This is a genomic window from Pseudomonas sp. MRSN 12121 (assembly GCF_000931465.1).
Classification (GTDB): domain Bacteria; phylum Pseudomonadota; class Gammaproteobacteria; order Pseudomonadales; family Pseudomonadaceae; genus Aquipseudomonas.
This window is the reverse complement of the sequence record NZ_CP010892.1, coordinates 4,583,832-4,596,863: the sequence shown is the minus strand read 5'-3', so window position 1 is coordinate 4,596,863 and position 13,032 is coordinate 4,583,832. Positions and strand designations below refer to the sequence as shown.

Genomic DNA, 13,032 nt, shown 5'->3' with positions numbered 1-13,032 from the left:
GTCAGGCCCCGGACGCCTGGCGGGCGTTCTTTCGTGTGGAAGCGGTCGTCGCTCGCTTGCCCGACGCGCGGCCGGCCCCTTCTTCCCGCAGGCGATCGATCAGCATTTGCGCATTGTCCGCACACGCCACGCCCTCGGGCTTGTCCTCGATGCCCTGGATGACGAGCAGCAGTTGCGCTTTATTCTGGGCTAGCCGTTCCTGCAGGACGCTGATTTCCTCGACCTTCTGCTTGAGCCCGCTGAGCAGCTCATCGTGCTGCCAGCCGCCGGCATTCACCGGCATTAACTGGCGGATTTCCTCCAGGGAAAAACCTGCCGCCTGTGCGCCGGTGATGAGTTCCAGAACCCACTCGGTATCCGGCGCGTAGTCCCGGTAGCCGTTGGCTTTGCGCTCGACGGAGCTGATCAGGCCACTGGCCTCGTAGAAGCGGATACGGGACGGCGCCAGTCCGCTGATTTTTGCCAGTTCGCCTATTCTCATCACTCACCCTGAAAAACCTGTTGACCTTAAAGTTGACTTTAAACCTAAAGTCATCGGGCGGCCAAGCAGCCCGGATGCACAGTGTTTCCCAGCCGTCATGGCGGCCACGGGGCAGGCGTAGACGCTCCACAAGCGTGCCCTTTGAACCGCCTGTCGAGTGGGCGGCGCTATGTTTACCGCACGACGTTCACTGCACGACGTTCACAAGGCCCTGCTCCGAACGGGTTTCGGTGAAGGCCTTCACTTCATTCAGGAGAGACGAACATGGGGTATGTCACTACGCGTGATGGTGTTGAAATCTTTTACAAAGACTGGGGGCCACGGGATGCCCAGGTCATCTTTTTCCACCACGGATGGCCACTGAGCGCGGACGATTGGGACGCGCAAATGCTGTTTTTCCTGGCCAACGGCTACCGCGTCGTTGCCCATGACCGACGGGGCCATGGGCGCTCCAGTCAGGTCTGGAATGGGCACGACATGGATCACTACGCCGACGACGTCGCGGCCGTGGTCAACCACCTGGGTGTGCAAGGCGCGGTCCATGTCGGGCACTCCACGGGCGGTGGCGAAGTCATCCATTACATCGCTCGTCATGGCGAAGACCGGGTGTCGAAGGCCGTCATCATCAGCGCCGTGCCGCCGCTGATGGTCCAGACCCCGAGCAATCCTGGCGGCCTGCCGAAGTCGGTGTTCGACGATTTGCAGGCCCAACTCAAAACCAACCGCGCGCAGTTTTACCATGACGTTCCGGCAGGCCCTTTCTACGGCTATAACCGCCCGGGTGCAAAACCGTCCGAGGGCATCGTCCTGAACTGGTGGCGCCAAGGCATGATGGGCTGTGCCATAGCCCACTACGACGGGATCGTGGCGTTTTCCCAGACCGACTTCACCGAGGATTTGAAAGGCATCAAGATCCCCGTCCTGGTGATGCATGGGGACGATGACCAGATCGTCCCCCATGAGAATGCCGGCGTCCTGTCAGCCAGACTCCTGCAAAACAGTACGCTGAAAATCTACCCGGGCTTCCCGCACGGCATGCCGACAACCCACGCCGATACGATCAATGCCGATCTGCTGGCGTTCGTTCGCAGCTAAAAAGGGCAGGGCGGGTAACATCCCGCCCTATCTCCTGCGAGGCGAGTTTCCCTCCATCCATTGCTCTCCATTAATAAGAAGCATTACTATTCACGCCTTTCCACCCTCAGCACACTGCAATGACTCCCAAGCCGCCGCGCCGACCTGGCTTTTTCGAGCACTACGAAGAGTTGATCGGCACCTGGACGCGTCGGTTGAAGAACCGCCAGCAGGCGGAAGACCTGGCCCATGACACCTTTGTCCGGGTGCTGGAGGCACAGGCGGCGGTGGTCGAGCAGCCGCGGGCGTATCTGCATCAGACCGCGCGCAATATCGCGGTGGATGCCTACCGCCGCGAGGACCGCCGCGGTGCCCTGGAGCTGGAGGCGGTGTATCCCGTTGCGTCGCCCGCTGGCGACCCGGAGCATTTCATGCATGCGATCCAGCTGGCCGATTCCATCGAGCGGGCCCTTGGCGAGTTGCCGTTGAACTGCCGCAAGGTGTTCGTCTGGCAGAAGATCGAAGGGCTGACCCAGGCCGAGATCGCCCAGCGCCTGGGGCTGTCAAAAAACATGGTGGAAAAGTATATGATCCGCACCCTGCGGCATCTGCGCGAGCGCGTGGACGGGCCGCCGCGATGATCGCCCCGACTTTCCACCCACCAGCCCAACAGGATGTTCGATGACGCAGATTGGCGAGTGCGCGTGCGGGCAGGCGACGGTGCGCGACGAGGCGGCGCAGTGGTTCGTGCGCCTGCAGGAACCGGCGATCGCCGTCGAGGAGCGGCAGCGCTTCGACGCCTGGTTGGCGCAGCACGACGCGCATCGGCATGAATTCCAGCTGCTGCAAAACCTGTGGGCGGCCACCGACCTGGTGCCCAGGGCGCGTTTGCAGGCCCTGTGCGCCACTCCGGCCGAGCCCCTCAAACGCCGTCCGCTATTGCGTTATGCGGTAGCGGCGAGTGTGCTGGCAGTGGCTCTGGGCCTGGGGCTGTTCAGCGGTTTGAATCATTCCTCCGCTTACACCGCCGAGTTCAGCACCGCCCTGGGCGAGCGCCGGCATGTGGCCTTGCCCGACGGTTCCCAGGTGGACCTCAACGGCCGCAGCCATTTACTGGTGCGTTACGAGCAAGGCCAGCGCCGCGTCGAGCTGCGCGAGGGCGAGGCCATGTTCAGTGTCGAGCACGACAGCAGTCGGCCCTTCGTGGTGGCGGCCGGGCCGGGCAAGGTCACCGTTACCGGCACGCGTTTCGATGTGCGCCGCGACGCTATGCAGACCCGGGTGGTGGTGGAGCAGGGCAGCGTGAAGGTCCAGGGCCGCGAGGCCGCCGACAACGACTTCGTCAGCCTGACTGCCGGCCTGGGCACCTCTGTCGATGCCCGGGGCCAGGTGGCCACGGCCTATGCGGTGGATGCCCAGGCGCTGACCGCCTGGCGCAGCGGCAAGCTGGTGTTCAACAACGCCAGCCTCAGCGAGGTGGCGGCCGAGGTGTCGCAGTACCGGGCGCAGCCGCTGCGGGTCGCCAATGAGGCGGTGGGCCGGCTGCGCCTGACCAGCGTGTTCCAGGCCGACGACACCGACGCGCTGCTCAAGGCCCTGCCGAGCATCCTGCCAGTGGCCGTGAAGGCCCATGCCGATGGCAGCCAGGAAATAATTGCGCGCTAGATTCAGGTTTTTTTCGAGTTCTTCGTCTTCTTGTCCAACTGCAACTGGTTTGCATTAACAGACGCATCTTCTTGCGATCAACAGGACTGCTCGAACGTGAAACGCCTCGACCTGAATAACAACAATCCCTGCCCGTCATCCCCTCGCTGGCTGCCGCTGGCCCTGGCCCTGGCGGTCGCCACCGCGCTGCCCCAGGCCCAGGCCGAGCAGGCGCCGAGCGCCATTCATATCCAGGCCCAGCCGCTGGGCCAGGCCCTGAGCCAGTTGGGCCTGCAAACCCCGCTGCAAGTGTTTTTCAGCCCGGAGCTGGTGGCTGGCAAGCAGGCCCCGGCGGTGGACGGCAACCTGTCGCCGGAGCAGGCGCTGCGCCAGTTGCTGCAAGGCAGCGGCCTGCACTACCGGATCGAGGGCGATTCGGTGACCCTGAGCCCGGCGCCGTCGACGGTCGAGGGCGGTCCCCTGGAGCTGGGCGCCACCAACATCAGCGTGGTCGGCGACTGGCTGGGCGACGCCAACGAGACGGTGGTACAGAACCACCCGGGCGCGCGCACGGTGATCCGCCGCGAAACGATGCTCGAGCAAGGCACGATGAACGTCGGCGACGCCTTGCGCCGGGTGCCCGGGGTGCAGGTGCAGGACGCCAACGGCACCGGCGGCAGCGATATTTCCCTCAACGTCGGCGTGCGTGGCCTGACCTCGCGCCTGTCGCCGCGCTCCACGGTGCTGATCGACGGCGTGCCGGCGGCTTTCGCGCCCTATGGCCAGCCGCAGCTGTCGATGGCGCCGATTTCCTCGGGCAACCTCGACAGCATCGACGTGGTGCGCGGCGCCGGTTCCGTGCGCTACGGGCCGCAGAACGTCGGCGGGGTGATCAACTTCGTGACCCGGGCGATCCCGGAAAAGGCCACCGGGGAAATCGGCAGCACCCTGGAAACCTCCCAGCGCGGCGGCTGGAAGCACATCGACACGGCGTTCCTCGGCGGCACCGCGGACAACGGCATCGGCGCGGCGTTGCTGTATTCCGGGGTCAACGGCAACGGCTATCGCGGCAGCAACAACGGCAACGACATCGACGACGTGATCCTCAAGACCCACTGGGCGCCTACCGACCAGGACGATTTCAGCCTCAATTTCCACTACTACGACGCCAAGGCCGACATGCCCGGTGGCCTGACCCAGAAGCAGTACGACGCCGACCCCTACCAGTCGGACCGCGACTGGGACAACTTCAGCGGCCGGCGCAAGGACGTGTCGTTCAAGTACCTGCGCCAGGTCGACGACCGCACCCAGTTCGAAGTGCTGACCTACTACTCCGACAGCTTCCGCGGCAGCAACATCGCCGCCCGCGACCAGAAGACCCTGGTGTCCTACCCGCGCACCTACTACACCTTCGGCATCGAGCCGCGGGTGTCCCATGTGTTCGACCTCGGCCCGACCACCCAGGAAGCCAGCGTCGGCTACCGCTACCTGAAGGAAGGCATGCACGAAGAGGCCAGCCGCCTGGCCCTGGTCAACAACCAGCCGGTGGTGCGCCCGGGCTCCGACGGCCACGTGTACCAGGACCGTACAGGCGGCACCGAGGCCAACGCCTTCTACATCGACGACAAGATCGACGTCGGCAAGTGGACCATCACCCCGGGCATCCGCTTCGAGAACATCCGCACCGAATGGCACGACCGCCCGGTGCTCGGCACCAATGGCGTGCGGGTCCAGGAGAAGCGCCGCGAGGTCAATAGCAACGAACCGCTGCCGGCGCTGAGCGTGATGTACCACCTCTCCGATGCGTGGAAGCTGTTCGCCAACTACGAGACCTCGTTCGGCAGCCTGCAGTACTTCCAGCTCGGCCAGGGCGGGGTCGGCGACCAGACCGCCAACGGCCTGAACCCGGAGAAGGCCAAGACCTACGAGATCGGTACGCGCTACAACGACGCGGTGTGGGGCGGCGAACTGACGGCGTTCTACATCGACTTCTCGGACGAGCTGCAATACATCAGCAACGATGTCGGCTGGACCAACCTCGGCGCGACCAAGCACCAGGGCATCGAGGCGTCCGTGCACTACGACCTGGCCGCGCTGGACCCGCGCCTCGACGGCCTGACCGCCAATGCCGGTTTCACCTACACCCGTGCGACCTACGAGGGCGGCAGCTCGGCGTTCAAGGACCGCGACCTGCCGTTCTACTCGCGCCAGGTGGCGACCCTGGGCCTGCGCTACGCGGTCAACCGCTGGACCTATAACGTCGATGCCTTCGCCCAGTCCAAGCAGCGCTCGCCGGGGAGCATGGTCAACGCCGACGGCAGCTTCAACGACAACTACATCACCGAAGGCACCGCCGACGGCCAGTACGGCGACATCCCGGGCTACGTCACCTGGAACGTGCGCGGCGGCTATGACTTCGGTTCGCAGCTGTCGAACCTCAAGCTCGGCGCGGGGGTGAAAAACCTCTTCGACAAGCAGTACTTCACCCGCTCCAGCGACAACAACTCCGGTATCTACGTCGGCGCGCCCCGGACCTTCTTCGTCCAGGCCAGCGTCGGTTTCTGACGGACCGCGTCGCGCCCATCGCGGGCAATCGAGCGTCGACCGGCCGCTACTACAAGAGCGCGGTTTGTCCGCGATTTTTATGCCTGGCACAAATCCTTGTAGCCGCTGCCGAGCTTAGGCGAGGCTGCGATCGAGCGGAACGCTCGCGGCGATCTTGCGGGCGCTGGAGACTCTTCGGGTCTATCGCAGCCTCGCGTTGCTCGACAGCGGCTACAGGGCTCGTGGCCCCCTCGATATCCCGAGGCCCGGGCTTGTGTAGCCGCTGCCGAGCTTAGGCGAGGCTGCGATAAGGCCCGCAGGGCCTTCCAGCGATCTCGATGCCCGATGGCCCGCGATAAGGCTTACACCTTCAATACTTTCCCGCTGGCCGCCACGCCGATCAGCATCAGCGCGATCAGGCCGAAGGCGATGCTCAGGCTGCTGGCGTGGGCGACGAAGCCGATCACCGCCGGGCCGGCGAGGATGCCGGCGTAGCCCAGGGTGGTGATGGCGGGTACGGCGATGGCTTCGGGCATGACGGTCTGTTTGCCCACGGCGGTGTACAGCACCGGCACGATGTTCGAGCAACCGACGCCGACCAGCGCATAGCCCACCAGCGCCGCTTCCCAGGCGGGGGCCAGGGTCGCCAGCAGCAGGCCCGCGGCGGCCAGCGCGCCGCCGCCGACTATCACACGCCGGGCCCCCAGCTTGTGCACGATGGCGTCGCCGGTCAGGCGGCCGGCGGTCATGGTCAGGGCGAAGGCGGCATAGCCCAGGCCGGCATAGGCGGCGTCGACTTGGCGTTCGGCGCTGAGGAACACCGCGCTCCAGTCCAGCACCGCGCCTTCGGCGAGGAACACCACGAAGCACAGGCAGCCGATGAACAGCACCACGCCGTGGGGTACGGCGAAGGCGGGGCCGGAACTGCGGCTGGCGTAGGGCAACATGTGCGGCGCCGCCTTGAGCAGTGCGACGAGCAGCAGGGCCACGACCACCAGGGTCGCGCCCAGCGGCGACAGGCCCAGGCCGAGCAGGGCGCTGACCCCGGCCGCGCCGACGATGCCGCCGAGGCTGAACAGACCATGGAAGCCCGACATCATCGGCCGCCCGCTGGCGCGCTCGACGATCACCGCCTGCAGGTTCACGGTGGAGTCCACCGTGCCCAGTCCGGCGCCGAACAGGAACAGCCCGGCCACCAGCAGCGGCAGCGTGCTCACCGTGGCCAGCAGCGGCAGGGCCAGGCAGATCAGCAGGCTGCCGGCCGCCATCACCCGACGGCAACCGAAGCGCCCGGCCAGCACCCCGGCGATCGGCATCGCCAGGATCGAGCCGACCCCCAGGCACAGCAGCAACAGGCCCAGGGTGCCCTCGTCGAGCCCGGCCCGGGCCTTGGCGTAGGGCACCAGCGGCGCCCAGGCGGCGATGCCGAAGCCGGCGATGAAGAAGGCGATGCGCGTGGCCATCTGTTCCGGGCGGCCGGGGCTGAGTTGTTGTGGCGAGGTGTGGGTGTTCTGGGCTGTCATAAAAATCCTTGGCGGTCTTTTCCAGCTCCAGGCGGCAACGCGCCGGCTATGACCCTGGCTCGCCTGGAGCCGGGCGCCATTGCTGCTGTCGCTGGAGGACCGAATCAACCGTTTCACCGACCAGTTGTTGATACACCGCCGGCGACGTCGCGCCTTCGGTGTTGATCAGCAGGACGCGGGAGTGGGCGTCGAGCCGGGCGACGCTGCGCCGCGCGATATCCTTGCACATCAGGCCCAGTCCCGCGAGGCCCGCGGCGCCGGATTCGCCGGCCACCAGGGGAATGTCCCGGGCGCTGCCGCCGGCCAGTTGGCGCATGGCGCCGGCGACCAGCGCGTCGGGGATAGTGACAAAACAATCGATAGACGGTTGCAGGAAACGCCAGGCCAGGGGCGAGGTGGCGCCACACGCCAGGCCGGCCATCAGCGAGTCCACCGTGCCGCTGGCCTGCGCCGCGCGGCCGGCCCTGGCGCTCTGGTACAGGCAGTCGGCCTGCTCGGGCTCGACCACCAGCAGCCGGGGTCGGGCGCAGCCGTGGAACTGCCACAGGTAACTGGCCACGCTCGCCGCCAGGCCACCGACGCCGCCTTGCAGCAGCACATGGCTGAACGCCGGTGCCTGCGGTTGGCTGGCGCTCTGTTCCAGGACCTCGGCCACCAGGGCGCCGTAGCCTTGCATCACGTCGCAGGGGATCTGTTCGTAGCCGGCATAGGAGGTGTCGGCTATCACTTGCCAGCCGTAGTCCGCCGCCAGCCGCGCGGCCTCGGCGACCGACTGATCGTAGTGCCCGCGAATCCGTACGATATGCGCGCCATAGGCGGCGATCGCCAGCTCCCGCTCCAGGCTGACCTGGGCATGCAGCACGATCACGCAGCGGCAGCCGATGCTCTGCGCAGCCGCCGCCAGCGCCCGGCCATGATTGCCGTCGGTGGCGCTGATCACCGTGAAGTCCTTGAGCAACGGGCGGTACTCGCCGCTGAACAGCCCGGGCGCGCTCAGGCCCTGGTCCGGCCAGCGCTCAAGGATCTGTCGGACCAGGGCGATCGGCGCGCCCAGGGCCTTGAAGCTGCCCAGCACCGAGCGCTGGCCTTCGTCCTTGATCCACAGCTCGGCCACGCCCAGCTGTCGGGCCAGGTCCGGCAATGGGTAGAGCGGGGTCGGCAGCGGGTTGAGCAGCGACCAGTGGGCCAGCCAGTCGCGGCTTTGCGTGGCGCGCTCGATGTTCAGCCAGTGCCGTAGCGCTTCGGGGTAGGGCGTGCGGACGGCATGGGGATTGGCGTACGGCATGCTGCCTCCAGGGGCGGGGGAAGTCGGGCTCAGGCCTGTTCCAGGCGCCGGCGGACCACCGCCAGCAGCACCCGGGCGCCGTCGAGCAATTGTTGGTCGTCGGTGTGTTCCCGCGGGTTGTGGCTGATCCCGCCGCGGCTGGGTACGAAGATCATCGCCGCCGGAGCGATGCGCGCGAGCATCTGCGCGTCGTGGCCGGCGCCGGAGGTCATGGGGCGCTGGCTCAGGCCTAGCTCGTCGGCGCAGTCGGATATCAGCCGGGTCAGGCCGGGGTCGAACACCACCGGCTGGAAGCGCGCCAGGGGTTCCCGGGCGATGCTCACGCCTTCGCTCGCCGCGGTCTCGTCGAGAAAACGCGCCAGGCGCTGTTCGGCGGCCCGCAGGCGCTGCTCGTCGGGGTCGCGCAGGTCGACGGTGAACACCGCCTGGCGCGGGATGACGTTGATCACATTGGGCTGCAGCTGCAGGCAGCCGACGGTGGCCAGGGTGCTGCCGCCGGAGTCCCGGGCCAGCTCGTGCAGGAAGACCGTGGTGGCCGCCGCCACCCAGCCGGCGTCGTGGCGCAGATGGGTCGGGGTGGTGCCGGCATGGTTGGCGCTGCCGCGCACGGTAATCTGCTGCCAGGAGATGCCCTGGAGGTTGTCCACCACACCGATCTGGCGGTTCTCGGCTTCGAGGATCGGCCCCTGTTCGATGTGCAGCTCCAGGTATTCATGGGGCACCAGCGCCCCGGGCTGCAGGTCGCCGGCATAACCGATGCGCGCCAGTTCGTCCCCCAGGCGGCTGCCGTCGGTGCCGATCAGGTCCAGGGCCTGGTCGAGGTCGAAGCCGCCGGCATACACCAGCGAGCCGAGCATGTCCGGCTGGTAGCGCACGCCTTCTTCGTTGGTGAAGGCGGCAATGCAAATCGAACGCCGGGGCGTGATGCCCGCCGCGCGATAAGCCCGCGCCACCGCCAGCCCGGCGAGCACGCCGTAGCAGCCGTCCAGGGCGCCGGCGTTGGTCACGGTGTCGATATGCGAGCCGATCATCAGCACCTGCTGTTGCTCTTGGTCGCCAGCGGCGGGCAGGGTGCCGAAGATATTGCCGATACGGTCGACGCGCACTTGCAGGTCCAGGGCGCGCATCCATGCCACCAGCAGATCGCGGCCGGCCTTGTCGGCATCGCTCAGGGCAATGCGGGTGCGTCCGCCTTGCTGCGGGTCGTGGCCGACGGTGGCCAGTGTTTGCAACTGCTGGAGCAAGGTCGCGCCATCGAGGCGCAGGTCGAAGGGGTCAGGGGCGGCAGGCATTGCAGGCAGGTTCCGGGGGCTGAGGGTGAGCGGGAGCCCGGAAATAATATTGCGTGGACCCTGAATTTATTTCGCATAATCGGCGTGCTTCGCACAATTTCATTTCATTGTTCGGCCGCCTGCCGATTGCCCGCCCACGGATTGCCTGCCATGACCACTAGTCTGGACACCTACGACCTGAAACTGCTCGCCGAGCTGCAACGGGATGCGCGCACCCCGCAAAGCGAGCTGGGGTTGCGGGTGAACCTGTCCACGGCGGCGGTCAACCGGCGGCTCAAGCGCCTGACCGACGAAGGGGTGATCGAACGCTATAGCGTGGTCGTCGCTCCCGAAGCCCTGGGCTATGAGCTGAGCATCATTGTCGAGGTGGAGGTGGAGAGTGAGCGCATCGATCAGCTCGATGCCCTCAAGCGCAGCTTCCAGGCCTGCCCGCAGGTGCAGCAGTGCTACTACGTGGCCGGCGAGTGCGATTTCGTGCTGATCTTCGCGGTGCGCAACATGGCCCAGTACAACGAGCTGACCCGCGAGCTGTTCTTCGAGAACGATAACGTCAAGCGCTTCAAGACCCTGGTGGCCATGAGCCGGGTCAAGGTCGGGCTAGAAGTGCCGACCGGCCCTTGAGACTCCCACAACACCTGTAGGAGCGAGGCTTGCCCGCGATGAACGAAAACGCGGTCCTGCTGGAGGACCGCGTTGTTCTTATCGCGAGCAAGTCGGATCGCCGCCCGTTCGCTCCTACAGAAGCCAAGCTGTCTCTGGCAGGTCGATCAGCCCTGGCGGCGGGCATCCAGGCTGAAGCGACCGGCGCCGAAGGCCACCACTTGCAGCAGGCCGCCGGCCATGGCGATGTTCTTGAAGAAGTGGATGAACTGGTTCTGGTCGCCCAGGTTGTTGTGGAAGGCCAGGGCGGTGACCACGCTGAACACGGCCAGGCCCAGGGCGACCAGGCGGGTGCGGTAGCCGGCGATCAGCAGCAGGCCGCCACCCAGTTCGACGGCGATGGCGATGCCCAGGGCCAGTTGCGGGAAGGGCAGGCCGACCGACTGGATGTAACCGACCATGGCCGCCGGTGCGGCGATTTTCGAGAAACCGGAGAGGATGAAGATCGCGCTGAGCAGGATGCGCCCGATCAGGCTGATGCTGGCGTTGCTGTTGGATGTGGCGGACAGGGTGTTGGTAGCGCTCGTCATGTCGATGTTCTCTCTAGTGGGTTCGGCCTCACCCTCGTGGTGCGCCGCGATGGAGTGCAGTCTGCCACTGGCGTTATGAACGCAATAGCCGAATAATTTCGAGCCTCAGGTTCGATATTTTCGAACGTAACCCTGCGAGAGCCTCCGCATGTCCAGCAATCCCGGTACGCCCACCCTCGACCAGTTGCGCATTTTCCTCACCATCGTCGAGGTGGGGAGCTTTGCCGGCGCGGCGCGCAAGCTGCACCGCGCCACTTCGGTGATCAGCTATTCCATGGCCAACCTGGAGTTGCAGCTGGGCGTGACCCTGTTCGACCGCAAGACCACCCGCAAGCCGCAGCTCACCGAGGCCGGGCGCACGGTGCTGGCCGAGGCGCGCAGCATCTACGACGGCATCGACGGCCTGCGAGCCAAGGTCAAGGGGCTGTTGCAGGGGCTGGAGGCCGAAGTCCACCTGGTGATCGATGTGATGTTCCCGGCGGCGCGCATTGTCGATGCACTGAAGAATTTTCGTCGCGAATTTCCCACGGTGCAGTTGCACCTGCACATGGAGGCCCTGGGGGCGGTGGCCGAGATGGTGTTGCAGGGGCGCGCGGCGGTGGGGGTCTGCGGGTTGATGCACCGCAACCTGTCCGGGGTCGAGCGGGTGCAGGTGGGGTTCGTCAAGCTGATTCCGGTCGCGGCCCCGCAGCACCCGCTGGCGCAGGCCGAACAGAACCTGCCGGGCGCCGGGCGCGAGCATGTGCAACTGGTGCTGTCGGATCGTTCACAACTGACCCGCAATCAGGATTTCGGTGTGGTCGGCACCCACAGCTGGCGCCTGGCCGACCTGGGTTCCAAGCACATGCTGCTGCGCGAAGGCATCGGCTGGGGCAACATGCCGCAGCCGATGGTCGAGGAGGACCTGGCCAGCGGACGCCTGGTGCTGCTCGACCTGCCGGGCAACCAGGGCCTGCCCTATGGTTTCGACGCCATCTACCGCATTGATACGCCGCCGGGGCCGGCGGCATCCTGGCTGATCGACTGGCTGGCGGCCCAGACCCGGGCCGCTGACTCAGGTGCCGACTGAAGCCGGGCCAAGGGCCTGGGCCAGGAAGTCGACGAAGAAGCGGATCTTCTGCGACACATGGCGATTGCTGGCGTACACCGCGTAGATGGAGCGCCGCGGCAGGGCGTAGCAGGGCAGCACCCGCTGCAACCGGCCGCTGTCGAGCAGCGGCTGGGCGATGAACGAGGGCAGGGCGCCGATCCCCAGCCCGGCCTGGAGCATGTCGCTGAGCATCAGGCTGTTGTCCACGGCGAAACGCACCGGTAGTTCCAGGCGGCTGCTGCCTTGCGGGCCTTCCAGCTGCCAGTGGCCGGGATGTTCGGCCAGGCGATAGGCCAGGCAGCGGTGGTCGCGCAGTTCGTCCACGGTCTGCGGGCTGCCATTGGCCTGCAGGTAGGCCGGCGCCGCGCAGATCAACTGCTCGATTTCCCCCAGGCGCCGGGCCACCAGCGACGAGTCGCTCAACTGCCGGCGAATCCGCAGCGAGACATCGAAGCCTTCGCCCACCACGTCCAGCAGCCGATCGTCGAGGGTCAGGTCGATGTGAAACTGCGGGTAGCGCTGCATGAAGTCGGCGAGGATCGGCGACAGCACCTTGAGGCCGAACGACAGCGGCGCGTTGACCCGCAGGCGGCCGCCCGGCTCGCGGCTGCCGGCGCGGGTCGCGCACTCCAGGGCGGCCAGTTCGTCGAGCAGGTGGCAGCACTCGCTGAAGTAGGCATGGCCGGCCTCGGACAAGCTCATGCGGCGCGTGGTGCGCAGCAGCAACAGGCTGCCCAGGTGTTCCTCCAGCTGGCGCACCTGCTTGCTGACCGCGGCGGTGGATTGCCCCAGGTCGTTGGCCGCCAGGCTGAAGCTGGCGCGCTCGACCACGCGGCGAAAGGTGCGCATGGCTGCCAGTACATCCATATTGTTTCTCCTGGGTTGAATATGTCTTAACCAAGCGCCTGA

At 66.5% G+C, this 13,032-nt stretch carries 12 protein-coding genes; 6 read left to right on the top strand and 6 right to left on the bottom strand.

Translation table 11 applies throughout. From position 1 onward, the window contains the following. Position 1: 1 nt before the first annotated feature. Complete coding sequence (locus TO66_RS20905) at positions 2 to 481, bottom strand: MerR family transcriptional regulator (protein ID WP_044464056.1); 480 nt, start codon at positions 479 to 481, stop codon at positions 2 to 4. Between the two features lie 264 nt (positions 482 to 745). Here TO66_RS20905 and TO66_RS20900 point away from each other — a divergent pair, with 264 nt between their 5' ends. The 4 genes from TO66_RS20900 to TO66_RS20885 all read left to right on the top strand — a co-directional run bounded on the left by TO66_RS20900 (position 746) and on the right by TO66_RS20885 (position 5,764). Then, on the top strand, positions 746 to 1,576 hold the full coding sequence (locus TO66_RS20900; RefSeq protein WP_044464055.1) for an alpha/beta fold hydrolase: 831 nt from the start codon (positions 746 to 748) through the stop codon (positions 1,574 to 1,576). Positions 1,577 to 1,695: 119 nt separating this feature from the next. After that, entirely contained in the window at positions 1,696 to 2,196 is a 501-nt protein-coding gene (locus TO66_RS20895) for a sigma-70 family RNA polymerase sigma factor (protein WP_044464054.1), read from the top strand. A 40-nt stretch (positions 2,197 to 2,236) separates the two neighbouring features. Next, complete coding sequence (locus TO66_RS20890) at positions 2,237 to 3,220, top strand: FecR family protein (RefSeq protein ID WP_044464053.1); 984 nt, start codon at positions 2,237 to 2,239, stop codon at positions 3,218 to 3,220. 96 nt (positions 3,221 to 3,316) lie between these two features. Next, complete coding sequence (locus TO66_RS20885; protein WP_044464052.1) at positions 3,317 to 5,764, top strand: TonB-dependent receptor; 2,448 nt, start codon at positions 3,317 to 3,319, stop codon at positions 5,762 to 5,764. Positions 5,765 to 6,105: 341 nt separating this feature from the next. Here the strand turns inward: TO66_RS20885 and TO66_RS20880 are convergent, their stop codons facing one another. The 3 genes from TO66_RS20880 to TO66_RS20870 are packed head-to-tail and all read right to left on the bottom strand — an operon-like array spanning position 6,106 to position 9,843. Further along, entirely contained in the window at positions 6,106 to 7,266 is a 1,161-nt protein-coding gene (locus TO66_RS20880; protein WP_044464051.1) for an MFS transporter, read from the bottom strand. A 46-nt stretch (positions 7,267 to 7,312) separates the two neighbouring features. After that, positions 7,313 to 8,551 (bottom strand): diaminopropionate ammonia-lyase, encoded by a 1,239-nt coding sequence (locus tag TO66_RS20875; protein ID WP_044464050.1) that lies wholly within the window; start codon positions 8,549 to 8,551, stop codon positions 7,313 to 7,315. A 29-nt stretch (positions 8,552 to 8,580) separates the two neighbouring features. Next, positions 8,581 to 9,843 carry a Zn-dependent hydrolase gene (locus TO66_RS20870; RefSeq protein WP_044464049.1) on the bottom strand — a complete coding sequence of 421 codons (1,263 nt, stop codon included), beginning with the start codon at positions 9,841 to 9,843 and terminating at the stop codon, positions 8,581 to 8,583. A 150-nt stretch (positions 9,844 to 9,993) separates the two neighbouring features. On the opposite strand from TO66_RS20870, the gene TO66_RS20865 reads away from it, so the two are divergent. Then, positions 9,994 to 10,464 (top strand): Lrp/AsnC family transcriptional regulator, encoded by a 471-nt coding sequence (locus tag TO66_RS20865; protein ID WP_044464048.1) that lies wholly within the window; start codon positions 9,994 to 9,996, stop codon positions 10,462 to 10,464. Positions 10,465 to 10,610: 146 nt separating this feature from the next. Here the strand turns inward: TO66_RS20865 and TO66_RS20860 are convergent, their stop codons facing one another. Beyond that, positions 10,611 to 11,033 carry a DoxX family protein gene (locus TO66_RS20860; RefSeq protein ID WP_044464047.1) on the bottom strand — a complete coding sequence of 141 codons (423 nt, stop codon included), beginning with the start codon at positions 11,031 to 11,033 and terminating at the stop codon, positions 10,611 to 10,613. A gap of 148 nt (positions 11,034 to 11,181) precedes the next feature. On the opposite strand from TO66_RS20860, the gene TO66_RS20855 reads away from it, so the two are divergent. Next, positions 11,182 to 12,102 carry a LysR family transcriptional regulator gene (locus TO66_RS20855; RefSeq protein ID WP_044464046.1) on the top strand — a complete coding sequence of 307 codons (921 nt, stop codon included), beginning with the start codon at positions 11,182 to 11,184 and terminating at the stop codon, positions 12,100 to 12,102. On the opposite strand, the gene TO66_RS20850 is transcribed toward TO66_RS20855, so the two are convergent. Further along, the gene (locus TO66_RS20850) at positions 12,088 to 12,990 is read right to left on the bottom strand and encodes a LysR family transcriptional regulator (RefSeq protein WP_044464045.1); all 903 of its coding nucleotides are present in this window, start codon (positions 12,988 to 12,990) and stop codon (positions 12,088 to 12,090) included. The two genes, TO66_RS20855 and TO66_RS20850, sit on opposite strands and share 15 nt — an antisense overlap. Between the last annotated feature and the right edge of the window lie 42 nt (positions 12,991 to 13,032).